Annotated in this window: 24 protein-coding genes and 2 tRNA genes; 16 read left to right on the top strand and 10 right to left on the bottom strand. The window is 71.4% G+C overall.

Translation table 11 applies throughout. From position 1 onward, the window contains the following. Positions 1-842: alpha/beta hydrolase (locus ABZ297_RS38520; protein WP_355356819.1), on the top strand; the 842-nt coding region annotated here is incomplete at its 5' end. Next, positions 835-2,184, top strand: a complete 1,350-nt coding sequence (locus ABZ297_RS38515) for an acyltransferase (protein ID WP_355356817.1) — start codon at positions 835-837, stop codon at positions 2,182-2,184. The genes ABZ297_RS38520 and ABZ297_RS38515, both read left to right, overlap by 8 nt. On the opposite strand, the gene ABZ297_RS38510 is transcribed toward ABZ297_RS38515, so the two are convergent. After that, positions 2,082-3,485 carry a serine hydrolase domain-containing protein gene (locus ABZ297_RS38510; RefSeq protein ID WP_355356815.1) on the bottom strand — a complete coding sequence of 468 codons (1,404 nt, stop codon included), beginning with the start codon at positions 3,483-3,485 and terminating at the stop codon, positions 2,082-2,084. The two genes, ABZ297_RS38515 and ABZ297_RS38510, sit on opposite strands and share 103 nt — an antisense overlap. Before the next feature lie 170 nt (positions 3,486-3,655). Between ABZ297_RS38510 and ABZ297_RS38505 the strand changes: the two genes are divergently transcribed. The 6 genes from ABZ297_RS38505 (at position 3,656) to ABZ297_RS38480 (ending at position 8,847) form a co-directional block, all read left to right on the top strand. Further along, the gene (locus tag ABZ297_RS38505) at positions 3,656-4,570 is read left to right on the top strand and encodes an ATP-binding cassette domain-containing protein (RefSeq protein WP_355356813.1); all 915 of its coding nucleotides are present in this window, start codon (positions 3,656-3,658) and stop codon (positions 4,568-4,570) included. Position 4,571: 1 nt separating this feature from the next. After that, on the top strand, positions 4,572-5,360 hold the full coding sequence (locus tag ABZ297_RS38500; protein WP_355356811.1) for an ABC transporter permease: 789 nt from the start codon (positions 4,572-4,574) through the stop codon (positions 5,358-5,360). A gap of 10 nt (positions 5,361-5,370) precedes the next feature. Continuing rightward, positions 5,371-6,519, top strand: coding sequence for a histidine kinase (locus tag ABZ297_RS38495; protein ID WP_355356809.1), 1,149 nt, complete (start codon positions 5,371-5,373; stop codon positions 6,517-6,519). Beyond that, positions 6,510-7,154: a response regulator transcription factor gene (locus ABZ297_RS38490; protein WP_355356807.1), complete on the top strand. Its 645-nt coding sequence runs from the start codon at positions 6,510-6,512 to the stop codon at positions 7,152-7,154. Before ABZ297_RS38495 ends, ABZ297_RS38490 begins: the two co-directional genes overlap by 10 nt. Positions 7,155-7,256: 102 nt before the next feature. Next, positions 7,257-7,526: a GlsB/YeaQ/YmgE family stress response membrane protein gene (locus tag ABZ297_RS38485; protein ID WP_355356805.1), complete on the top strand. Its 270-nt coding sequence runs from the start codon at positions 7,257-7,259 to the stop codon at positions 7,524-7,526. 79 nt (positions 7,527-7,605) lie between these two features. After that, on the top strand, positions 7,606-8,847 hold the full coding sequence (locus ABZ297_RS38480) for a hypothetical protein (protein WP_355356803.1): 1,242 nt from the start codon (positions 7,606-7,608) through the stop codon (positions 8,845-8,847). A 114-nt stretch (positions 8,848-8,961) separates the two neighbouring features. Here ABZ297_RS38480 and ABZ297_RS38475 read toward each other — a convergent pair whose 3' ends face one another. After that, on the bottom strand, positions 8,962-9,702 hold the full coding sequence (locus ABZ297_RS38475) for a helix-turn-helix domain-containing protein (RefSeq protein WP_355356801.1): 741 nt from the start codon (positions 9,700-9,702) through the stop codon (positions 8,962-8,964). 164 nt (positions 9,703-9,866) lie between these two features. Here ABZ297_RS38475 and ABZ297_RS38470 point away from each other — a divergent pair, with 164 nt between their 5' ends. After that, positions 9,867-10,241, top strand: coding sequence for a hypothetical protein (locus ABZ297_RS38470; protein WP_355356799.1), 375 nt, complete (start codon positions 9,867-9,869; stop codon positions 10,239-10,241). 25 nt (positions 10,242-10,266) lie between these two features. On the opposite strand, the gene ABZ297_RS38465 is transcribed toward ABZ297_RS38470, so the two are convergent. The 4 genes from ABZ297_RS38465 to ABZ297_RS38450 all read right to left on the bottom strand — a co-directional run bounded on the left by ABZ297_RS38465 (position 10,267) and on the right by ABZ297_RS38450 (position 12,431). Continuing rightward, positions 10,267-10,343 (bottom strand) — tRNA-Pro (locus ABZ297_RS38465). Between the two features lie 19 nt (positions 10,344-10,362). Next, a tRNA-Lys gene (locus ABZ297_RS38460) sits at positions 10,363-10,435 on the bottom strand. A 52-nt stretch (positions 10,436-10,487) separates the two neighbouring features. Then, entirely contained in the window at positions 10,488-11,882 is a 1,395-nt protein-coding gene (locus tag ABZ297_RS38455) for a hypothetical protein (protein WP_355356797.1), read from the bottom strand. 48 nt (positions 11,883-11,930) lie between these two features. After that, positions 11,931-12,431, bottom strand: a complete 501-nt coding sequence (locus tag ABZ297_RS38450; RefSeq protein WP_355356795.1) for an anthrone oxygenase family protein — start codon at positions 12,429-12,431, stop codon at positions 11,931-11,933. 210 nt (positions 12,432-12,641) lie between these two features. On the opposite strand from ABZ297_RS38450, the gene ABZ297_RS38445 reads away from it, so the two are divergent. Continuing rightward, the gene (locus tag ABZ297_RS38445; protein ID WP_355356793.1) at positions 12,642-12,962 is read left to right on the top strand and encodes a hypothetical protein; all 321 of its coding nucleotides are present in this window, start codon (positions 12,642-12,644) and stop codon (positions 12,960-12,962) included. Between the two features lie 10 nt (positions 12,963-12,972). Here the strand turns inward: ABZ297_RS38445 and ABZ297_RS38440 are convergent, their stop codons facing one another. After that, a complete protein-coding gene (locus ABZ297_RS38440; RefSeq protein WP_355356791.1) occupies positions 12,973-13,512 on the bottom strand; it encodes an RICIN domain-containing protein in 540 nt (179 codons plus the stop codon). Between the two features lie 291 nt (positions 13,513-13,803). Between ABZ297_RS38440 and ABZ297_RS38435 the strand changes: the two genes are divergently transcribed. Further along, positions 13,804-14,658, top strand: coding sequence for a universal stress protein (locus tag ABZ297_RS38435; RefSeq protein WP_355356789.1), 855 nt, complete (start codon positions 13,804-13,806; stop codon positions 14,656-14,658). Positions 14,659-14,679: 21 nt separating this feature from the next. On the opposite strand, the gene ABZ297_RS38430 is transcribed toward ABZ297_RS38435, so the two are convergent. Next, entirely contained in the window at positions 14,680-15,810 is a 1,131-nt protein-coding gene (locus tag ABZ297_RS38430) for a site-2 protease family protein (protein WP_355356787.1), read from the bottom strand. A 276-nt stretch (positions 15,811-16,086) separates the two neighbouring features. Between ABZ297_RS38430 and ABZ297_RS38425 the strand changes: the two genes are divergently transcribed. Beyond that, entirely contained in the window at positions 16,087-17,616 is a 1,530-nt protein-coding gene (locus tag ABZ297_RS38425; RefSeq protein ID WP_355356785.1) for an alpha/beta hydrolase, read from the top strand. Between the two features lie 215 nt (positions 17,617-17,831). On the opposite strand, the gene ABZ297_RS38420 is transcribed toward ABZ297_RS38425, so the two are convergent. Then, on the bottom strand, positions 17,832-19,070 hold the full coding sequence (locus ABZ297_RS38420) for a cytochrome P450 (protein ID WP_355356783.1): 1,239 nt from the start codon (positions 19,068-19,070) through the stop codon (positions 17,832-17,834). Positions 19,071-19,168: 98 nt separating this feature from the next. Here ABZ297_RS38420 and ABZ297_RS38415 point away from each other — a divergent pair, with 98 nt between their 5' ends. From ABZ297_RS38415 to ABZ297_RS38405, 3 genes are all read left to right on the top strand, one after another. Further along, positions 19,169-19,759, top strand: a complete 591-nt coding sequence (locus ABZ297_RS38415) for a TetR/AcrR family transcriptional regulator (RefSeq protein ID WP_355356781.1) — start codon at positions 19,169-19,171, stop codon at positions 19,757-19,759. 4 nt (positions 19,760-19,763) lie between these two features. Beyond that, entirely contained in the window at positions 19,764-20,039 is a 276-nt protein-coding gene (locus ABZ297_RS38410; protein WP_355356779.1) for an ATP-binding protein, read from the top strand. A gap of 112 nt (positions 20,040-20,151) precedes the next feature. Next, a complete protein-coding gene (locus ABZ297_RS38405) occupies positions 20,152-21,009 on the top strand; it encodes a hypothetical protein (RefSeq protein ID WP_355356777.1) in 858 nt (285 codons plus the stop codon). An 85-nt stretch (positions 21,010-21,094) separates the two neighbouring features. Here the strand turns inward: ABZ297_RS38405 and ABZ297_RS38400 are convergent, their stop codons facing one another. Further along, the gene (locus ABZ297_RS38400; protein WP_355356775.1) at positions 21,095-21,511 is read right to left on the bottom strand and encodes a fasciclin domain-containing protein; all 417 of its coding nucleotides are present in this window, start codon (positions 21,509-21,511) and stop codon (positions 21,095-21,097) included. A 452-nt stretch (positions 21,512-21,963) separates the two neighbouring features. Between ABZ297_RS38400 and ABZ297_RS38395 the strand changes: the two genes are divergently transcribed. After that, the coding region (locus ABZ297_RS38395) for a DUF4429 domain-containing protein (protein WP_355356821.1) at positions 21,964-22,132 on the top strand (169 nt) is incomplete at its 3' end.

The raw sequence follows: 22,132 nt of genomic DNA, 5'->3' as shown, positions 1-22,132 counted from the left end.
CCCAGCCCCCGCTGCGGGACGCGACCCCCGCGGCCCTGGCCGAGCGGTACGCCGCCGGCCACGCCGCCATCCTGGCGGCCGAGCAGATGGCCACCCGCTACGGCCACCAGGGACGGGCCGCGACGCTGCGCGCCATGGCGGACCCGTCGCGGCGCTTCCTGTCCTTCGACGGCCGCGACGGCGGCCGCACCGTCGAGGTCTTCGGCGAGCTGTCGCGGGCCGAGCGGATCGCCGTGCTGGTCCCCGGCTCCGACACCAACCTCGACAAGTACGGCCTCCTGCGAGGCGGCTCGATCAGGCTGCAGCAGGAGCTCGGCGACCGGTCCGCAGTGATCGCCTGGCTCGGATACCGGACGCCGAGCACCGTGAGCTTCCAGGCGGCGACATCCGGCCGTGCCGACGAGGCCGCTTCCGCCCTGCGCGCGTTCGTGCGGGAGCTGGGCGGGGCCCTGCCCACCGCCCGCATCTCCATGCTGTGCCACTCCTACGGCTCCGTGGTCTGCGGCAGGGCCGCGTCCGGGCTGGACGTCGCGAACATCGTCCTGTACGGCAGTGCCGGCGTCACCGTCGACAACGCCGCCGCGCTGCACACCCGGGCGACCGTATGGGCGGGCCGGGGCTCCGGCGACTGGATCGCCGCGATCCCGCACACGCGGCTCCACCTGCCGTTCACCACCCTCGGGTTCGGCCCCGACCCGGTCTCCCCCCAGTTCGGCGCCCGCGTGTTCGCGGCGGGCGACGGCGGCCACAGCGACTACCTGAAGCTCGGCTCGCTGCCGCTGAGGAACATCGCCAGGATCGTCTCCGGCCAGGCCTCTTCCGAGGTGGCCCGCGGTGCGTGACCTCATCAGGGGGCTCAACATCAGGGGCCTCAACATCAGGGGCATCGACATCAGAGGCATCGACGCGGCGACCCCGCCCGACCGCGACCGTGGCGTCGACGCGCTGCGCGCCCTGGCCATCCTCGGCGTGGTGCTCGGTCACTGGCTGGTGACGGCCCTGGTCTTCGACAGCGGCACGGTGCGCGGCGCCAGCCCCCTGCGCCACCTGCCGCAACTCACCCCGGTCTCCTGGGCGTTCCAGACCTTGGCGGTGTTCTTCCTGGTGGGCGGGCACGTGGGGGCGAAGGGCTACGCGTCCGCCCGTGCCAGGGGCGGGACGTACGGGCAGTGGCTCGGGGCTCGGATGTCCCGGCTGTTCAGGCCGGTCGCGGCCGTGCTGGTGGTGTGGACGGTGGCGGCGGGCGTCATGCTGGCGTACGGGGCCGATCCGGAGGCGGTGCGCACGCTGGTGAAGCTGGTGCTGTCGCCTCTGTGGTTCCTGCTGGTCTTCGCGGCGCTGACGGCGGCGACGCCGCTGGCCGCCAGGTTGCACCCGGTCGTGCCGTTCGCTGTCGTGGCGCTCGTCGACCTCTTCCGGTTGGGCCTGGGCGGCCCGGCCTGGCTCGGCTGGGTCAACGTGGCGGCCGGCTGGCTGGTGCCGTACTGCCTGGGGGCGGCGTGGGCGAGAAGTGCGGAGCGTGGCCGTGCGGCCTGGGCCAAGGGCGGGCTGACCAGCCGTGCGGCCGGGTGGGCGCTGCTGCTCGGCGGTGCCGCCGCCACCGCCGGGCTCGTCCTGTGGGGTGGATACCCGGCCGCCATGGTCGGGGTGCCCGGCGCCGCCGTCTCCAACCTCGACCCGCCCACCCTCGCGGCCGTGACCTTCGGGCTCGCCCAGTGCGGGGCGGCGCTGCTGCTGCTCGGCCCGCTGCGCCGGGCGCTGCGCCGCCCTGCCGCGTGGGCGGCGGTGGCGCTGCTGAACCTGTCGGCGATGACCGTCTTCCTCTGGCACCAGACCGCCATGATCGCGGTCACGGCGGTCGGCCTGCTCGCGGGGGTGCTGCCGGGCCTGCACACCGTCCCGGACGGGTTCGGCTGGGTGCTCGCCCGGCTGGCCTGGCTCCCGGCGTTCGCGGTGGCGCTGCTGGTGTGCTGGGCCGCGTTCCGCACGTACGAGCAGGGACGTCCGCAAGAGCGACCACGGCACCGCCTGACGAAGGAGACCGGTGGCCGCCCCGCACGCCACGACGATCACCGGGTTGGTCATGGACGTGCAGGGCGAACCCGGGCGAGCCGCGCGACCACCACCGCGATCCCCGCGGCCGAGGCCGTCACCAACCAGATCATGAACGTCGGGTACAGGTAGACCACCTGGATCCACATGATGTCGCTGCCCCGGGCGAGGACGCGGAAGATCGGAGCGACCGCCACGCACACGGCGAGCGGCGCAAAATAGGGCAGTAGCCGCCACCGCTGCCATCCCGTACGGCGGGCGGCCCATCGCCGCGAGCGGGCCACGCCGCGCACGGCCAGCCCGACGGTCGCCAGCGTCAGCAGCACGAACACGATGTCGATGACGAGAGTGGACGGCGAGGAGGGGATCGCCGGCGTGGCCCCCTCGATCATGGCGACCAGACCGTCCATGAGGGCGGTGGCGTCGGCGAAGGTCATGCCGGTGTTCGCCATCACCGCGACGCCGTAGCCGGAGTCCGGCATCAGCAGTTGATCGGCGGTGGAGGTGAAAAGGTCGCCGCCGTGCTCGATGACGGGGGTGCCGCGCTCGGTCCTGCCGAGCTCCCAGCCGAGGGCGTACGTGCCGTTCTGCTTGGACGGGGTGCGCATCTCCTTGACGCTCTCAGGGGAGAGGACGCCGTTGTTCTGCGCGATCAGCCACCGGGCCATGTCGTTGGCGGTGCTGAGGACCCCGCCGGACCCGTTGCCGAACCCGGCCGGCTCCGGCAGGGCGACGGCCTGTCCGAGGACGTACAGATGGCCGCGGGCGCTGCCGGGCAGGTCGCGGTCGGTGTCGATGGTCCTGCTGTTACGCATGCCGAGCGGCGTGAACACGTGCGCGTCGAGGTAGGCCGCGAACGGCCGGCGGCTCACCACCTCGACGAGCCGCGCGGCGACCTGGTAGTTGGTGTTGTGGTAACTGAAGGCGGTTCCCGGCTCCGCGGCGAGCCCGGCCGTCCTGAGACGGGCCACGGCGCCTTCGAGGGTGCCGGGCTGGGGCAGGCTCTTCTCGTGGAAGGTCGAGTCGGCCATGCCCGATGTCTGGTTGAGCAACTGCCGTACGGTGATCTTCGCGGCCCTGGGGTCCGCCATGGTGAACTCGGGCAGGTACCCGCGCACCGGCTTGTCGAGCGAGATCTCCCCCTTCTCCGCCAGTTGCATGACGGCGAGGGAGGTGAAGGACTTGCTGACCGAGGCGACAGCCATGGGGGTGTCGGCCGTCAGGGGATCGCCGGAAGCCGTTTTGCCGTACCCGGCGGCGTGGATGACCTGTCTCCCCTTGGTGATCGCGACCGCGACGCCGGGTAGTCCTGTCGCATCGCGGTATCGGGCGACGAACGCGTCCACTGCCGCAGGGGCGAGGTCGTGCGACGGGACATGCCCTGACGCAGGGAGCAGGGCGAGGCAGACCGCGGCGAGAGTGTTTCTGAGCACCCGTCGACGCTATTTATGGGCTTCTTCCCGGACCATTGCGGATCTCCTTCGCGTTCCTTACGGGAAACCGCCATGCCGGTCGAGATGCCGGAACTTACGGTTTTCCGCCATCGAAGTCGGAGGTTCGCCTCCATGGTGACCGTCCCGCGGGCCGCCTACCGTGGGCCGACATGATCAGTCTCAGGGGCTTGTGCAAACGCTACGGCGACCGGATGGCCGTCGACGGCCTGTCGCTGGAGGTGAGACCGGGCACGGTGACCGGCTTCCTGGGGCCCAACGGCGCGGGCAAGTCGACGACGATGCGCATGATCCTCGGGCTCGACCGCCCCACTGCGGGCAGGGCGCTGATCGGCGGCGTGCCGTACCACCGGATCAGAAACCCGCTGCGGACGGTGGGCGCGATGCTGGACGCCCGCGCGCTGCACCCCGGACGCAGCGGGTACGCGCATCTGGTGGCGCTGGCGCGCAGCAACGGCATCGCGCGGAACCGGGTGGCGGAGGTCCTGGAGCGCGTCGGGATGTCGGACGCGGCGCGCAAGCGGGCCGGCGGTCTGTCGCTGGGCATGAGCCAGCGGCTCGGCATCGCCGCGGCGCTGCTGGGCGATCCGGAGGTGCTGCTGTTCGACGAGCCCGTCAACGGCCTGGACCCCGACGGCGTGCGCTGGGTGCGCCACCTGATGCGCTCGCTGGCCGGCGAGGGGCGCACCGTGTTCGTCTCCAGCCACCTGATGAGCGAGATGCAGCTCACCGCCGACCACCTGGTCGTGATCGGCAAGGGACGCCTCATCATGGACGCCCCGCTGACGGAGGTCATCGCCCGCAGCTCCCTGACCGCCGTGGTCGTCCGCACACCGCACGCCGCCGACCTGTCCGCACGGCTGAGTGCCACCGGGATCACGGTGGAACGGCCCGGCGAGAACGAGCTCGTGGCCAACGGCGCCACGGCCGAGCACGTCGGTGACGTCGCGTACGAGGCGGGCATCCGGCTGCACGAGCTACGCACCCGCGAGGCCTCGCTGGAGCAGGCGTATCAGGAGTTGACCGAGAGCAGCGTGGAGTACGGCACCAAGAGAGCAGGGGCGTGACATGCGGGTCACAGAGCTGGGGCAGGCGATCGGCGCCGAATGGACGAAGCTGTGGTCGGTCCGCTCCACCTGGTGGTGCCTGGCCGGCGCGACCGCGCTCATGGCGGTGAGCGCGCTGACGCTCGGCGGGGCCACAGCCATGGACCCGCTGCGCGGGGGGATCCGCTTTCCGGCGAGCGAGCCGGTGGTCTCGGCGACGTCGTTCGCCCAGTTCGCGCTGGTCGCGCTGGCGATGCTGGCCGTCACCTCCGAGTACGCGTCGGGCGGCATCCGGGCCACGCTGCAGGCCACGCCGGTCCGCGGCCGGATGCTCGCCGCGAAGGCGCTGGTGGTGGGGCCGGTGATGGCGGTCGCGGGAGTGGCGTCCGGAGGCGTGGCCACGGCGGTGGTCTTCCTGGCGCTGTCCGCCGAGGTGTTCGGCGGCCGGGTGGTGCTGCCGCCGGCGCAGGTCGCGCTCGACCTGCTGAGGGTGGGGGTGTTCTTCGCCCTGGTGTCGGTGATGACGCTCGGCGTGGGCACCGCCATCCGCAGCGCGGCGGGCACCCTGACGGTGGTGTTCATGCTGCTGATGGGCGTGCCGCTGATGCTGCTCACGACGGGAGGCGAGGCGGCGCTGGCGGTGTCCCTGCGCATGCCGCTGTTCGCCGGGCTGGCCTTCATGGGCAGCACCGACAACCTGACCGGCGGCCCGATCCCGTACTCGGCGGGGGAGGGGCTCGCCTGGCTGCTCGCGTGGACGGCGGCGGCCCTGGCGGCAGGCCATGCCGTACTACGCCGACGCGATGCCTAGACTGCGGGCCGTGTCAGCTACGCGCATCGGGCGGACCCTGGTCGGAGTGCTCGCGGGCATGCTCCTCGGGGGCGTCGAACTGGCTTTTCTCGCCGTGGCGTGGCCGGCCCGCCTGATCGCCGCCACGCGGCCCGCCGCCGACCGCGGCCTGGCCAGGCTGGTGGCGCTCGAGCGGGTTCGGCTGGCCACCTGGCTGGACCATGACGCACCGCAGACCGGCGGCGGTTACGGCTTCCTCGCGGCCCGCGCCGCTCTGGGCGTCGTCGGCGGGTACGGCTGCGCGGTCGGCCTGTTCATCGGCGGGCTGCTGCTGTTCGGAGGGGTGTGGGACCTGTCGTGGGGCGAGTCCGAGTCGGTGCCGCTGAACCTGCCGGGCGTGCGGCTGGTCACCAGTAGCGGGGTGCTCGGGCTGACCAGCGCCGCGGTCGTGCTGACCCTGGTCGCGCTCGGGGTGTTCGCCGTGGGGGCGGCCGAGCGGCGGCTGGCCGACAACCTGCTCGGGCCGGGCGGCCAGGAGCTGATGCGCAGGCGCATCGCCGAACTGACCGCCACCCGCTCGGGCATCGTCAAAGCGGTGGACGACGAGCGCAGAAGGATCGAGCGCGACCTGCACGACGGCGTGCAGCAACGGGGGGTGGCGCTGGCGATGCTGCTCGGCCGCGCCCAGCACAGCCCCGACCCCGTCCGCACCGGTGAGCTGGTCGCCCAGGCCTACAGCGAGTCGCGCCGGCTCTTGGACGAGCTGCGCAGCGTGGCCTGGCGGATCTACCCCACCGCGCTGGACGAGCTGGGCCTGCGCGCCGCGCTCGCAGGCGTCGCCGAGCGCTCCGGCGTCCCGGTCACCGTGCACTACGGGCTGGCCGTACGGCCCGTCTCAGAAGTCGAGACCGCCCTGTACTTCGTGGCCCGCGAAGCGATCACCAACGCGATCAAGCACGCGCGGGCGCATGACATCCTGGTCGTGTTGACCGAGGACGAGCGGACGGTGAGCGTGGCCATCTCAGACGACGGCGAGGGCGGCGCCGATCCCTCAGGAGGCGGGCTGTCCGGGCTGGCCAGGCGCGTCCTGGCGCTCGACGGAGCGTTCGGCGTCGACAGCCCCGAAGGCGGCCCGACAAAGATCACCGCGACTCTGCCCAAGGAGCCGTCGTGCGGCTGATCCTCGCCGACGACTCGGTGCTGCTCCGCGAGGGCCTGATCCGGCTGCTCGACGACGCCGGGCACGAGGTCGTCACCGCCGTCGGAGACGCTCCGGCGCTGCTCGCCGCCGTCGAAGAGCACCAGCCTGACGTGGCGGTGGTCGACGTGCGCATGCCGCCGACCTACACGAGCGAGGGGCTGCGGGCGGCGCTGGAGATCCGCGAACGCTGGACGGGCGTCGGCGTGCTCGTGCTGTCGCAGTACGTGGAGAAGACCTACGCCGCCACGCTCCTGGCCGGAAACACCGAGGGGCTGGGGTACCTGCTCAAGGACCGGGTTTCGGAGGTGGCCGACTTCCTGGAGTCGCTGGAGCGGGTGCAGGCGGGCGGCACGGTCTTCGACCCCGAGGTGGTCCGCCAGCTGCTCGCCCGCACCACCCACGCCGATCCGCTGAGCAGGCTGAGCCCGCGCGAGACGGAGGTGCTGCGGCACCTCGCGCAGGGCTACGTCAACGCGGCGATCGCCGAGCGCCTGCACGTGTCGCTCAGCACCGTCGAAAAGCACGTCAACGCCGTCATGGACAAGCTCGACCTGCCGCGCGACCCGACCTACAGCCGCAGGGTGCTGGCCATCCTGCACTACCTCGACGACTGATCGCACAGCTGAGCCGCATCTCCCGTCTTGCGCGGAACCCTGGCGGGGCGGGGCTCGTTGTCCAGGACGACGGTCGATCGCCGAGCTTTCAGGAGTCGCAGCGTGGGAATCACCGGCATCATCTCCGGCATCATCATCGGCGCCGTGATCGGCGCCCTAGGACGACTGGTCATTCCGGGACGCCAGCGCATGCCGATCTGGCTGACGATCGTGATCGGCGTGGTCGCGGCCCTGATCGGCACCGCCATCGCGACCGTGCTGGGTGTGGCCGACACCCGAGGCATCGACTGGATCGAACTCGGCATCCAGGTCGCGCTGGCCGCCCTGGGGGTGTCGTTGACGGCGGGCCTGTACGGCAAGCGCGGCGGATAGGGGCGCGCCGGTTCAGGAGGAGACCCGAGGGGCGTAGCGGCCGGTGAGCCAGGCCGCGACGCCGACTAATGTGCCCCGCATGCCACTTGACGATGCACTGACGGCCCGGATGGCCGAGCCCGGCTTCTGGGCCGCGTACCTCTTCGAGGATGACGCGGACGAGGATGACGCGGATGGGGATGACGCGGAGTCGCTCAGGGCGGAGTTCGGCTTGGGCGACGAACTCGCGCTCGTGCTCGACCTCGACATCACCGGCGAGTCCTTCGAACTCGCCCTGATCGCCCCCGGGCTGGCGGAACCCGCCGAACTCGGATGGGACGACCAGGCCCACTTCCATCCACACGTGATGCGCTGGGCGGAGCTGGACCTGCTCGCCCGGGCCCTGGCGCTGCACGATCCGCAGATGCGCCACCCCGGGCCGGTTCTCGCGTTGCTGGCCCGCTTCGTCGTCCTGGACGAGCAGGACGACCTCGACACCATCACCCCCTTGATGGACGCGGCCTTCCGCATGCTGCGCCCCGGTCCGCGCGACGGTGTCCGTGCCGAGACCCGCGACTGGTTCGAACTGCGCGACCTTCGCGGCACCGGCCTGAGCTGGACCGCCGGACCGGACGGTCACCCAGCGGTCGAGCAGATCCACGCCGACAGCGCCGCACGGCCGCTCTATTCGCTGCGCACCCCCGACTCCGCTGACTTTCCCTTCACCGCCTGGGCGGCTCTGCTCGACCGCGCCGGGCAGCTCCTCGCCACCGCGACGGCCGACCCGTCCCTGGACGACCCCGCCGTCCGCGCCGCCCTGAAACGCTGCACCGCGACCAGGGGGTACGCCCATCTCACGCCGCTCGCCGAGGCGTTGCGCGCCGCCGGCGTCGCCCAACCCGTCCTGCTGCGTGCCCTGGACGAACCGGTGAGCAGGGCGGAGTCCTGCTGGGCCGTGGAGGTGCTGGCCGGGCTTCCGCAGGGGTCGCTGGTGAAGCGATGGTTCGGGCGGAGCCCGCTGTCCACCGCCCGCTCATGGGAACTGAGCCTGACCCTCGCCATCGAAGGGCGCGCGGCGGAGCACTCCCGCGTCCTGACCTCCGATCTGGCCGGCGCGCTGAAAGAGGCGGGGCTGGGCGGGGCGGAGATCGCAGGCGGTTCCTCCCGCCAGGCGGCCGACGGAACGTATGTCGACGTGTCGACAACGGTGGACGTGCTCGTCCGCGACGACCTGGCACGGGGAGTGTCGCTGATCTCCGAGCTCCTGCGTCGCCACGACGCGGCCGCCACGGCCGAACTCCGCCACACCTCGCCGCCGTACGACCGCATTGCGCTGCTTTGACGGCGATGGCCAACCCAGTGCGGGACAGGCGGGCGCAGTGGGTCCACCTTGTTGGTCGGGTCGCCATGGCGCAGCCAGCGTGCACCGGGACAGGCGTGGCCGATCGCGATCCGGCTACGGTTGACGGCCGTTCGGGCACGTCGTCAGACGGGAGGCGAGCGAGGCGGGGGTGCGTCCGATGAGGTCGCGGGCCGTGCGGGCGAAGTGCGCCTGGTCGGCGAAGCCCGCGTCGGCCGCCGCCGTCGCAACCGACGCGCCGGGCAGGGCGGCGACCGCCGCGCGCAGCCGCGCCCACTGGCGTAGCCGCACCAGCGGCGTCCCGACCGACTCGCGGACCAGGGCGCGCAACCGCGGCGCCGAGAGCCCGACGTCCGCGGCGATGGCGGCGATGGGCCCGGGACAGGTGAGCTGCCCGAGCGCGTGCACCACCCTGGGATCGGGGACGCGCCCGGCTCCGACGAGGGCGGTCACCTCGGCCCGAGCCGCATCGAGGTCGGGGGCGCCGGGACGCCCGAGAGCGGCGAGCACCCGCCGCACCTCGGCCTCCCCGAGCGGAACCACGCCCGCACCGGGGCGCAGCAGCCACGGGTCGATGAACAGCGCGACGTAGGAGGACGTCGCGGCGCAGGTATGGGGGAGGTGCGGCGGCACGATCACCCCGGCCGCCGCGACCGGCATCCGCCCGTGCACCCCGGCCTCCACGTGCCCGCCGACCGGCAGCACGACCTTCCACACCGGCTGCCGGTGCCGGCGGACGCCGAACCCGCCGGACTCGGCGAACATCGTCACCCCGCCGCCGGAGACGAGCACGCGCCGGTGACCGTCGCCGAGGAACGCGCCAGGGACGGTCGTCATCGCCGGCGAGGCCAGGGGCGACGGCCCGGAACAGGGAACGGGTGCGTCGGCAGAGGTACGTCCGTTCTGTTCCAGCGTCAGATGGGAACGGGGAGCGGGTGCGTCGGCGGAGGCGCGATCGTTCTGTTCAAGCGTCCGCCGGTCGGCTGGGACATCATCGCGTCATGCACGATACCGCTGCGGTCGCCCTCGCGATCTTCCTGGTCCTGGTGGGGATCTCCCACTTCCTGTTTCCCGGCTACTTCCGCACCCTGGTCCCGTCCTGGCTGGGCGGCTGGGCGGGGATGCTCGTCGCGGGCAGCGGGGTGGCGGAGGTCATGGTCGGCGGGCTGGTCCTGGTACCGGGATGCCGGGTGGCCGGTGGCTGGGCCGCCGCCGCGCTCATCACCGCCTACCTCGCGTCCCACTTCGACGCGCTGCGTCACGCACGCCGCGACCGGCCGCGTCTGCTGGAGCGGCCGGTGGGCGTCGTGGCGCGGCTGGCGGTCAACATCCTGTACATCGGCTGGGCGGCCGCGGTGGCGCTGACGGCGGCGTGACGCCCCTGCGCCCGAGTGCTGCTGGTGGGCCTCGCCGGCCGGGCTCGAACCGGCGTCCACCCGGTCCCGAGCCGGGAGCTCTACCGCTGAGCTACGACGAGGCCACGTCCATGGTGTACGGCACCGCCGGCCGGGCTCGAACCGGCGCCCACCTGGATGAAGAGCCAGGCGTTCTACCGCTGAACTACGGCGGGCCGAGCCCAGTCTGCTCGATCCTTCTCGCGGATGCCACCGATTAACGGTGGCCTACTGCGCGGGTAGGTCGCTCGCCACCACGCCGGAGGCCAGCCCGTGGCGGGCGTCGCCGGCCAGTTCGGGCTTCACCGGCTTGCCGCTGAACACCCGGGCTCGACGCAGCAAGGACGCCCAGACCGGATCGGCGATGCTCACCCCGTGCACCAGCTCGGGCGTCGGGCGGAAGACCGCCACCCCGCGCTTGGGCGCGGGCGCGGTCCAGCCGGAGCCCACCGGGTCCAGCCCTGCCGTACGGCAGGCGGCCTCGACGTCGGCTCGGGTGCATGCCGCCCGCCCGTCCAGAACGTCCCAGGGGAGCGGCAGCGCGGCCCACACGGCGGTGTTGGGATCGACGCCGCCGCCGGCGCTCTCGTGCCAGGCGGCCAGGTCGGCGGCCATCAGCCGCATCGCCTTGCCCGGACAGGCCGCGTCCAGCAGGCGCAGGGCCCCCAGCGAGGCCAGGCAGGCGAGCCACCCGGCACGGGCCGCGTTGTAGGCGACGGCCAGGTTGTTCCAGGTGGTGGAGTCGTCGCCGCGCCGCACGATCATCGAGGCGCGGTCGGTGCCCGGCTTCCACCGGGCGCGCAGCAGCTCGGCGCTGTGCCGCATGACCGCCGACCACTGGCCGAGCAGCCGCCCCCGCTCCTCGTCGACCAGGTGGTCGAGGACGTCGGGCGTGGTCCGCACCTGGGCGATCATCCACCAGTCGCTCCTGTCGGTGCACCGGTCGAGCAGGAGGGCGGCGATCTCGTCGAACGGGTTCTCCCGCCCCGACAGGCTGAACTCCCGGCGCAGCTTGCGCCGCGCGGTGTAGTAGGCCACGAAGCAGGCGGCCTCGACGTCCGCGGCGAACCGGTCGACCGGGATGTCGGCGCCGAACCCGATGACGCTCGCCATGAGCAGCCGCCGCTTGTCCTGCTCCACTTCCAGCGTGCCCGCCTTGGCGGCGACTCGGCGCAGCATCCGGAAGCGGCGGTTGTACTGCCGCTTCGACAGGTCCATTCCTGCCGCGTCGCGGGCGTCCCGGTTGAGCCGGTCGGCCAGGAAGTCGCTCCGCTCGGGCGCCCACCGGATCGAGCGCCCCATGGTCGCCGCGAACTCCAGCAGCGACGCGGGGTCGTCGGGGTCGACCTCGACGGACTGCCCGAACAGCCGGGCGGCGGCGGCGACCTGCCGGGCTCCGCCGACGGGCCTGGCGTAGTCGGCGGACATCGAGGAGAACCAGCCCTGGCGGCGGGAGGAGTGCTTGGCCGCGCGCTCAAGCACCACGCGCTCGCGCCGCGGCAGCCGCCCGGCCAGTGCCTGAAGCACCAGGTCGGCGACGTCCTCGGGCCGGTACCGCCGGTCCAGCGAGCTGTGCAGCTCCTCGAGGATCTCCCGGCGGGGTCTGTCCGTGCGGAAGTTCATGGACGCCATCATCGCCACCGACCTGGGCCGGTTTCGACTGATTTATCGTCATGCCGACGATCGGCCGTAGACGATCAGAGCCCACGTGAGGCAGCCGAACGCGGCCGTGTTGGCCAGGGCACGGACGGTGTTCCAGATGACCCAGGCGGACTCGAACCGCTCGCGCACGGCGGCGACGTCCGCGATGTGGCCGGGCTTGCCGGCGGCGGCGAGCTGGTCGTTGAGCGGGACGTTGACGGCGCTGGTGATGACGAACATCACCAGATACAGGACGAGCCCGGCGATGATCCATGGCAGCGCCTCGCGCCCCTCCCCACGCCAGGCCAGGAACGCCGCCAGCGCGGTGAACCCCAGCGCGCCCAGGAAGCTCAGCATGAACCAGCCGTTGACGATGGTCACGTTGATGCGCTGCATCACGTCCACGAACGTCCGGTCGCCCGCCGCCTTGAGCGCGGGCATGACCGCGTAGGCGAAGGCGGCGAACAGCCCGGCCATGAGCCCGGTGGTGATCGTGGCGGCGATCAGCGACACGGTCTGCGCGAGTCTCATGGCGTCCAACTTCCTTTACCCGTGGAACGGCCGCCCGGCCGCTCTCGTGTGATCGACATACCGATCATTGAAGTACGGCAAGGTGAGACGTTCCATAGCCAGAAAGCGCAACTCCATACGTAATCGTCTAACTAGACGCTGGCCGACGCGCGTGCGGCGCCGTGACCACCTTGAGGGCGGTGGTCGCGTGAAGCCGGCTCGTGCAGCCTGATGGCCCCGTGTCCTGCGGCGCCGAGCTTCTCGCTCGACATCGACGGCGAAGCAGCCCAGTACGCCCGATTGCTGCGCCACCTGCCGGCCGGGCTCAACGAATGGGCGGTGCATCCGAGCACCGGCGGCGAGGAATCGCGGTCGATCGACGACGGCTGGCGGGTGCGCCGGACCGGCTACGCGTTCCTGACCTCACCGGAGGCTCGCGAACTCCTCCGGCAGGAGGGCATCGTCGTGATCGACTACCGGAGCATCCAACAGGCCTGGTCTCACCGCTTCCGGCGCACCGGGGCCGCTTTCGACGAAGCGGCCCCGGCCTGAAAGCGGTCCGTCAGGCGACGTTCTTGATCTGGCCGTTCTGGACGGTCCACTTCAGGTTGGATGAGGGGTTGGAGCAGTCTCGCCAGAGGTAGGCGGGTACCTTGATCTGGGAGTTGTTGCCGCCGCTGTCGAGGCAGTAGCCGGTGGCGACGTTCTTGATCTGGCCGTTCTCGACGGTCCACCTCAGGTTCGGTGAGGGGTTGGAGCAGTCTCGCCAGAGGTAGGCGGGTACCTTCATCTGGGAGCTGTCGCCGCCGCTGTCGAGGCAGTAGCCGGTGGCGACGTTCTTGATCTGGCCGTTCTGGACGACCCACTTCAGGTTGGACGAGGGGTTGGAGCAGTCTCCCCACAGGTAGGCGGGTGCCTTCATCTGAGACCTGTCGCCGCCGCTGTCCAGGCAGTACCCGGTGGCCGTCCTCCCAGCGGAAGCGTCTGCGTGTCTGTCCGGGCCTGTCGCACCGGCGGCCATCGCCGGGAGCGCGACGGCCCCGACGGCCAGACCGAGCAGAGTCACCGATGCCACCCGGACCGCGTGACGGACATTGATCATCGTGTTCGTCTTCCTTCCGTTCCAGCGGGGAACCGCTCAGCCCCCCAACGTGATCACTTTGGCCGCTGAGGGCCCCGCGGCCCCGCACCGATGCGCGGCGGCGGATTAAAGGTCACGGCAAGGTCTGACCGGACCGCTCCGGGTCCCGTCGAGACCCAGGAGGTGCCGCGGCCGGCGCGTTGGAGCCGCCGCGGCCGACGGGTGGTGGCCCATCGGCCCTGCGGCCGGGGACTTCCGGCCCTGCTCGGCGCCGCGGCCGGCGGGGTCCGATGGGGAGAGGAGGTGGCCGTCATGGCCGGTGTGATCGTGGCGGGGGTCGATGGTTCGGCGCCGGCGCTCGCGGGCGTGGAGTGGGCGGCCGACGACGCCTTCCGCCTGCGCGTGCCGCTGCGCGTCGTCTGCGCGGTGGACCTGTGGCCGTACCCGGTCCCGGAGCTGTTCGTCCCCGACTGGGAGGATGCGCTGTTCAAGGGCGCGCACAAGGTTCTGGCCGAGGCCGAGGCCACGGCGCGCGAGCGTCAGCCGACCGTCGAGGTGAGCACCGAACTCCTCGCGGGGCCTGCCGCGGCCGCCCTCCGCGAGGAAGCGGAGGAGGCGGCCGAGATCGTGATCGGAAGCAGGGGGTTGGGCGGTTTCTCCGGGGCCGTGCTGGGCTCGATCAGCACGAACGTCGCCGGGCACGCGCCCGGCCCGGTGGTCGTCGTCCGGTCGCGGGCCAGCGTGGTGCACGGCGAGATCGTCGTCGGCATCGACGGCTCTCCCGGCTGCGAGCCCGCCCTGGGCTACGCCTTCGAGCAGGCCGCGCTCCGCGGCAGCAGACTTCGAGCGCTGAACACGTGGCAGCTGCCCTACGCGTTCACCCCGCACTTCCCGTACACCATCGACATCGACGAGATGCGCTGGGCCCAGCGCCGCGTCGCCGAGAGTCAACTCGGCCCGTGGCAGGAGAGGTATCCGCAGGTCAAGCTGCTGAAGGACGTCCAGCGCGGGCACCCGGTCGAGGCGCTGACCCTGGCCGGCGACAGGGCGGACCTGCTGGTCGTGGGCTCGCACGGGAGAAGCCCGGTAGGGGCGCTCGCGCTGGGCTCGGTGAGCCGGGGCGTCCTGCACCACGCGCGCTGCACGGTCGCGGTGGTCCGGGCCTGAGAGCAGCCTGTGACCGCGGCGTCAGCTGGGCGCGTCCGCGCTGGGCCGCAGGACCGCCTGCCCCAGGATCCGGTGCAGGTCGGCGCCGGTCACCATGCCGACCAGCCGTCCGCTGTCGACGACGACGGCGATCAGCTGTGCCCGCGTGGGCTGCTGGAGCAGGAGGATGGCGTCGTCATCCGGCGCGAGGGCCGGCACGGGACGCTTCTTGGCCGCGAGCGTGCCCACCTGGGTGGTGCTCCGGAGATCCGGACGCACCGACGCCAGCGTGTCCAGCGAGACGTAACCTGTCGGGTCGCCGAAGAACGTCACCACCGGGAAGACCGTCTGGCGGGAGTTCAGCACGACCTTCTGCACCAACTGCTCGACGTCCATCCAGGCCGGTGCCACGTCCGGCGCCGGTGTCATCACCTCGCGCACGAGCAGGCCGCGCAGCCCGGCGCGGGCGGTCTTGACGGTGAGCTCCTGGCGTGCGCTCACGGCGATGTACCAGCCCAGGAGCGCGAGCCACACGCCGCCCAGCCAGCTCCACAGCAGGGTGCCGAGCAGCCCCAGCGAGATGAGCGTCGTGCCGAGCAGGTATCCGGCCTGTGACGCGGTCCGATCCGCTCGGGCGGCGTCCCCGAACCACCCCCACAGCACCGCGTGCAGCACGCGCCCGCCGTCCAGAGGGGCGCCGGGAAGCAGGTTGAACACGCCGAGCATCAGGTTCATGGTGAACAGCCAGGCCGCGGCCGACGCCGCCAGGGTCGGTTTGGGCAGCACGGCATAGGCGAGGAAGGCCACCGCGGCGATGGCCAGGCTGGCCAGCGGGCCCGCCGCGGCCGTCGCCAGCTCCGTCCGGGGGGTCTTGGCCTCTTCGCCCAGCTCGGTGTAGCCGCCGAGAATCCACAGCGTGATCGAGCCGACTGTGAGCCCACGCCACCGGGCCACCAGCGCGTGGGCCACCTCGTGGGTCAGCAGCGACGCCATGAACAGCAGGCCCGTGGCCGCGGCCACCAGCCAGTACTGCCGTTGGCTATGTCCGGGCACGGCCTGCGGCAGCACGGTCTGGCCCAGCAGGACGACGATGAGCACCGCGATGCCGAGCGCCGACCAGTGCGCGCGCACCTGGACTCCGGCCACCCTTCCCAGCGGAAGAGTCTGCTTCACCTGACCATCATCCTGCGGCGGCGGCCCACCTCGGCAGGGCCGAACCGCCCTCATCGGCAGGACTTTGGTCTATCCGGACCCGGAAGCGAGGCTTCCACGAGGCGGGCGGACGGCTCAGCAGTGTGACGAGCGGTGATCGGGCGGAGCGCCGCGGACTCCCGGTATCGACCCCTGAGCGGGGTGGCACCTGGGTATGACATCGACTTCATACTCCAGTCGGATGGTCTTGTCCGGAAACATGGTCCATGATCGGGATTCCCGAAGATTGGACCTGTAATGCGAAGGACTGTCCCGACGTTAGCCCTCTTACTCTCGCTCGTCCTCCCTCTGCTCCCCATCGCCCCGGCCAGTGCCGCGGCACAGAGCGCCATCTCGTGGGCCCCATGCCAGGAGGACGCCACCGTCGAGTGCGGCACGCTGACCGTGCCCGTTGACTGGAACAAGCCCAGCGGGCAGACGTTCGAGCTGGCGCTCGCTCGGCGCAAGGCCACCGACCCCGCGGCCAGGATCGGCTCGCTGGTGATCAATCCCGGCGGGCCAGGCGGATCCGGCGTGGACGCCGTGCTGAACAACTGGCTCGGCTTCACCCCGGAGATCACAAGCCGCTTCGACGTGGTCGGGTTCGACCCGCGCGGTGTGGCGCGCAGCCACCCGATCCTGTGCTCGCTCGAACTGGCCACCCAGGCGCCCGATCCGCTTTCGCTGAAGAGCCAGGCCGACTTCGACGCGCTGCTGGCCTTCAACGAGCGCTACCGGCAGGACTGCAGGAGCCGCACGGGCCCGCTGTTCGACCAGGTGCACACCGGCAACGTGATCCGCGACCTCGACGCCCTGCGGGCCGCGCTGGGCGACGACAAGCTCAGCTACTACGGCGTCTCGTACGGGACGCTCATCGGCCAGCAGTACGCCCAGCGTTACCCGAGCCGGGTCCGCGCCCTGGCACTCGACAGCAACATGGACCACAGCCTCGGCACCACGGCGTTCCTGGACACCGAGTCCCAGGCCGCGCAGGACTCCTTCGACGAGTTCGTCGCCTGGTGTGACAGGACGGCCTCGTGCGCGTTGCACGGCAGGGACATCCGGGCGCTCTGGAAGGAGCTGCTCGCCCGCGCGGACCGGGGCGAACTGCACCTGCCCGGCCAGCCGGAGATCACCCTGACCAAGTTGCGGCTGATCGGGCAGGCGTTCGGCGCGTTCTACGGCCCGGCGTACAAGGAGCTGGCCGAGTTCCTGGTCGCGCTGGAGAGCGGCGCCCAGACGGCGCGGGCGATCCTCACGCCCGCGCCGGCTCAGGAGGTGATCAACGACGCCAGCCAGGTCTTCTGCCAGGACTACCTGCTGCCCGTCCGCGACTACCGCGAGTATGCGCGCCTGCTGCGCAGGTCGGCGGCGATCGCGCCGGACATGCTGGTCAGCTCGGCGGGCCACGCGCTGGCGACCGCCTGCCTGGGCACGTCCGGTCCGATCCCCAACCCGCAGCGCCGCCTGAACGTCTCCGGCACGCCCACGCTGCTCCTCGGCAACGCGGTGCACGACCCCGCCACGGGCTACCCGTGGGCGGTCAACGCGGCGCGGCAGATCGGGCGCGAGGCCAGGCTGCTCACGTACGAGGGGTGGGGCCACGGGATCTACGGCCGTGGCGAGTGCCCGACCGCCGCGTTCGACGACTACTTGACCTCCCTCGCCGTGCCGAGTAAGGGCGCGCGGTGCCCGGCCATGCCACCTGCGGAGCTGAGCACCCTGCGTGCCCGCCCGCTCCCCGGCCCCGTGCCCGGCCTTCCCGGCTGGGTGCCCGCGGCCCGCTGAACCATCCGATCCGGCTTCGCGGCTCTCCCCGCGAAGCCGGGTCAGGCTCAGTGTCAGCGGAGGTTGCAGAGCTCCACGAGCCCTCCGTGCCCACGCAGGGCGGAAGCCCCATCGGTCACCGACTCGCCCACGGCCACGACCGAACCCGTCCGGCATCTCCGCCGGAGTCCGGCAGCGTTCCTCACCGGCCGCTCGGCTAGTGGGGGCCGCCGCGGCTAGGGACGGCGGACGGGAAGGGTTTCGAGCCCGCGGAACACGTTGGCCGGGCCGCCTCCTCGCCACCGCAGGTCGTCGGGGGCGACGGAGAGCGCCAGGTCGGGGTGGCGCCGCAGCAGCGTGCCGATCGCGATCTCCCCCTCGATCCGGGCGAGCGGGGCGCCGAGGCAGTAATGGATGCCGTGGCCGAACGCGACGTTCCCGTGATCGGTACGCGTGACGTCGAGCTTGTCGGCGTCCTGTGTGTGCGCGGGGTCGCGGTTGGCCGCGCCGAGGACCACGGAGACCACGCTGCCCGCCGGGATGGTGACGCCACCGATCTCGACGTCCGCGGTGGCGAACCGCGGCGTGGCGCGGGCGACCGGGCCGTCGTAGCGCAGCAGCTCCTCGACGGCCGACGGCAGCAGCTCCGGCCTGGCTCGCAGCAGTTCCCGCTGGTCGGGGTGGGTCAGCAGGGCGAGCACGCCGTTGCCGATCAGGTTGACGGTCGTCTCGTGACCCGCGACGAGCAGCAGATTGAGCGTGCCCAGCAGTTCCCGCTCGGAGAGCCTGCCGTGTTCGTCGGTGGCGGCGATCAGGGCGCTGACCAGGTTCGGCTGGTCGTCGACGGCGATCGACAGATCGACGTCCTGCCGGGTGCGTGCGACGAAGCCGGCGAGGTAGTCCTGGATGTGCTGGCGGCCCTGCTTCATGACCTCGATGCCCTCGGGAGTGAGCGGCGGCGTGGTCAGCGCCGTGCTCCAGGCGCGGAAGTCGTCGCGGTCCTCCTTGGGGATCCCGAGAAGCTCGCAGATCACGATGATGGGGAGGGGGAAGGCGAGCTCGGCGATGAGGTCGCTCTCCTTCCTGGCCGCCATGGCGTCGATCAGCGAGTCGGTGATCTCCTGGATGCGGGGGCGCAACCCGTCCATGCGACGGCGGGTGAAGGCCTTGGTGACGAGCTTGCGCAGGCGGGCGTGGTCGGGCGGGTCGGAGCTGAGCATGTTGACGCCCACGGGCCCCTCGCCGGCCTGGTCGATGATGCCGAGCTCGCGCATCCACGACGGGGCGTGGACGGGGTTCTTGGACAGCAGGGGATCGTTGAGCGCGGCACGAGCCTCGTCATAGCGGGTGACCAGCCACGTTTCGATGCCCATCGGACCGCTGATCCGGTGTGCCGGTGCCTCTTCGCGCATGCGCGCGTAGACCGGGTAGGGGTCGGCCGCGAAGGCCTCGCTCCACAGGTCCAACTCGATCACGTCTGCCCCCATTTGAAACGATCTCGTAGCTTATATAAGAGTATTCATCCAGATTAAGAAACCCAAACGTCTCCTAAGTGCCCCAGTAGGATGCCTCTGTGACCTCTGCACCGGGACCCAGGCAACGCAGACGCGGTCAGGTCCTGGAAGCCGCGATCTACGACGCCGTCCTCGCCGAGCTCGCCGCCGTCGGGTACCGGCGGCTGACCATGGAAGGGATCGCGGCACGCGCGCGGACGGCGAAGTCGACTCTGTACCGGCGGTGGAACTCGCGGGAGGACCTGGTCATCGCGGCGGTGCATCAGGCGTTGCCGTACGCCACCGACGTCCAGGACGGCGGCGGCGTGCGCGCCGATCTCGTCGCCGCGCTCGGCCTCATGGCCGAGAACATGTCGGGGCCGATGGGGCGCGTGATCGCTTCCGTCCTCGGCGACTTCGGGCACGCGCCGGAGCTTCAGGACGCGGCCCGAGAGAAGATCATCGCGCCGCGCATCCGCTCGCTCAGGGCCGTGTTCGAACGCGCCGCCGCCCGCGGCGAGATCCGGCCCGGCGCGGTCACCCCGTTCGTCGTCCAGGCCGGCCCCTCGATCGTCTTCAACAACTGCATCCTGCAGGGGCTGCGCCTGACCAGCCAGGACATCGAGAACATCGTCGACCAGGTGCTCATGCCGGCGGTACGTCCGTCCTAGCCCGGTGTCGGCCGGCTCCTGCGCGGATCTCGCAGGCCCACCTCGTGCCGGCCAGGTGGAGGTCAGCGTCAAGGACGACGGTCCGGGCATCCCGGCCGGACTCTCGGAAGTGATCTTCGAGCGGTTCTCCCGCGCGGACCCGGGCCGGTCGCGCGCCACCGGCGGGGCCGGGCTCGGCCTGGCCATCGCCCGGGCGGTGATGGCCGCCCACGGCGGCTCTGTGGACGTGCGAAGCCGCCCCGGCCGGACCGAGTTCCGGCTGCTCCTGCCCGTCCGGTGACGGCGCGCGCTCAGCTCAATTGATACTCATCAAACGGATGTGAACGCCAAGAGATCGCCATATGTCCAGCGGCTGCCACGATCTCCCTGGTCACCGCGTGCATGATGACGGAGTGAGAAGGATCATCGCGGTGGCGGTCGCCTGCCTGGCGGGTGTCGGCTTGCTCAGCACTCCGGCGTCGGCCGCGGACGACGAGCAGATCATCTTCCGTTTCAAGGATCGGCGGATAACCGAGTCCAGTGGGCTGGCCGTCTCGCCGCTCCACGAGGGCGTTGTCTACACCCACAACGACAGCGGCGACGGTGCGGTGTTCTACGCGGTGGGCTCTGACGGGCGAACCCGCGCCACCTACACCTTGAGGGGAGTGCGCGCCCAGGACTGGGAAGCCATGGCGGCCTCCAAGGACCCCGTGACCGGGCAGAGCACGCTCTGGTTCGCCGACATCGGAGACAGCCTTGACCGCACGAGGCCGGACGTGTCGATCTACAAGGTCGCCGAGCCCAGGGTGTTGCGTGATGCGACCGTGTCGGCGACCCGCTACCGGTTCAGCTACGAGGACGGCCCCCGGGACGCCGAAGGAGTCATGGTCCATCCCCGGACCGGCCGTCTCTACGTGGTCAGCAAGGAGTTCTCGGGCGGGCTCTACATCGCACCGAAACGGTTGCGCACGGACAGGGTGAACGTGCTGCGAAAGGTCGGCGGGGCGCCGCCCATGGCCACGGACGCCGCCTTCGCTCCGGACGGGTCGAGCTTCGTGATCCGGACCTACGCCTACGCCTCACTGTTCCGCGCGCCCGACGATCTGATCGTCAAGATCCTGATGCCCGGGCTCCACCAGGCCGAGTCCATCGCCTACACCCTGGACGGTGAGGCCCTGCTCGCAGGGAGCGAGGGCGTCAACAGCCCTGTGTGGCGGGTCCCGATGCCGTCCGAGGTCGTGCAGGACAGGCGCTCACCGCGTCTTCGCTGACACCGGCGGCCCTCCCGTCGGTGCTGCTTCCCGACCGCGGACGAGCGGGAAACAGGGCCGACGGACGTGCGGACCAGGTGCCCGTTCAGCTCCGTGAGCGCGGCTGGAGCGTCCTGTCGATGATGTAGACGGTGGCGTTCTTGGTGACGATGTTGCCGCAGAGCACCTTGGCGCGGCCGGAGATCAGGATGTGGTCGCCGCTGGCCTTGGCGGTGATGGTGCCGCCCTGCAGGGTCTTGAGCGGCCCGCTGGTCAGCTCTGTCGGCGTCTTCTTACCGGCGATGACGTGATATTCCAGGACTCGCGTCAGTTGCGTCTTGTCCTTCAGCAGCTTGGCCAGTTGGCGGCTGTCGGAGGGGAACGCCTGGTTGACGGGGGCCAGGAACGTGATGTCCTTCGCGGTGTTCAGCCGATTGGTCAGCCCCGCCACGCTGATGGCCTTGCCGAGCGTGGTGAGCTGCGGATTGCCGGCCACCGCGGTGGCCAGGCGATGGCCGGCCATGTAGGCGATGCTGCCCTTGCCGGAAGCCGGCAGCGACGAACACCCCGGACCGACGGGTTTGGCTCCCTGGCGGCTCGTGCCCGCGGTGGGCGACTTCGACGGGGAGCGAATGGTCATGTGGCCGCCGGGCGTCGGCGTGGAAAGGGCAGATGCAGGAACAGCGCAGAAGGCGCTTACCGCTACGACGCTCGCACCGAAGGCAAGGAGACTCTTCTTCACGGCGTCCTCCCATCGTCGATGAAGGCAGGTATGGCGATTTGGCCTGATTGGTGTGCACCCCTTTTTCGACTTCTCGGGACCGTGCCCAGCTACGCAGCGCCATATCGTGACATATGCGAAGAAGACGGCAATATGGCGCGCCCTTGGCCGTGGCTCTTCCCTCGTCCCGTGGAGACCTGACCGGACAAGGGGCCGGCCATGGGTGATACCAGACGTAGGTTCGCCCCCGCAAGGTGCTCGGCGAGGTGGTGGTGCCGCTGAAAGCCGTCGCGGGCATCGCGTTCGAGCCCGCACGCAAGGGCGGCCACCTCCGCTTACGCCTGCGCACGGGGACCGACCCGCTGACCGACGCGGTGGCAGGGGCGCTGTCGCCGCCTGCCGACCCGTTCCGGCTGGCCGTGC

This window comes from Nonomuraea sp. NPDC005983 (genome assembly GCF_040614375.1).
Taxonomy (GTDB): Bacteria; Actinomycetota; Actinomycetes; order Streptosporangiales; family Streptosporangiaceae; genus Nonomuraea.
The sequence above is the reverse complement of the archived record's forward strand: the minus strand, read 5'-3'. Positions and strand labels throughout refer to the sequence as shown.

What these genes read in the sequence shown, in the direction of transcription:
- ABZ297_RS38445 (WP_355356793.1), top strand. Translation starts at nt 12,642, where the DNA reads ATGGCCCCGTGTCCTGCGGCGCCGAGCTTCTCGCTCGACATCGACGGC.
- ABZ297_RS38455 (WP_355356797.1), bottom strand. Translation starts at nt 11,882, where the DNA reads ATGAACTTCCGCACGGACAGACCCCGCCGGGAGATCCTCGAGGAGCTG.
- ABZ297_RS38505 (WP_355356813.1), top strand. Translation starts at nt 3,656, where the DNA reads ATGATCAGTCTCAGGGGCTTGTGCAAACGCTACGGCGACCGGATGGCC.
- ABZ297_RS38435 (WP_355356789.1), top strand. Translation starts at nt 13,804, where the DNA reads ATGGCCGGTGTGATCGTGGCGGGGGTCGATGGTTCGGCGCCGGCGCTC.
- ABZ297_RS38450 (WP_355356795.1), bottom strand. Translation starts at nt 12,431, where the DNA reads ATGAGACTCGCGCAGACCGTGTCGCTGATCGCCGCCACGATCACCACC.
- ABZ297_RS38475 (WP_355356801.1), bottom strand. Translation starts at nt 9,702, where the DNA reads ATGACGACCGTCCCTGGCGCGTTCCTCGGCGACGGTCACCGGCGCGTG.
- ABZ297_RS38425 (WP_355356785.1), top strand. Translation starts at nt 16,087, where the DNA reads ATGCGAAGGACTGTCCCGACGTTAGCCCTCTTACTCTCGCTCGTCCTC.
- ABZ297_RS38440 (WP_355356791.1), bottom strand. Translation starts at nt 13,512, where the DNA reads ATGATCAATGTCCGTCACGCGGTCCGGGTGGCATCGGTGACTCTGCTC.
- ABZ297_RS38400 (WP_355356775.1), bottom strand. Translation starts at nt 21,511, where the DNA reads ATGGCCGGCCATCGCCTGGCCACCGCGGTGGCCGGCAATCCGCAGCTC.
- ABZ297_RS38500 (WP_355356811.1), top strand. Translation starts at nt 4,572, where the DNA reads ATGCGGGTCACAGAGCTGGGGCAGGCGATCGGCGCCGAATGGACGAAG.
- ABZ297_RS38480 (WP_355356803.1), top strand. Translation starts at nt 7,606, where the DNA reads ATGCCACTTGACGATGCACTGACGGCCCGGATGGCCGAGCCCGGCTTC.
- ABZ297_RS38470 (WP_355356799.1), top strand. Translation starts at nt 9,867, where the DNA reads ATGCACGATACCGCTGCGGTCGCCCTCGCGATCTTCCTGGTCCTGGTG.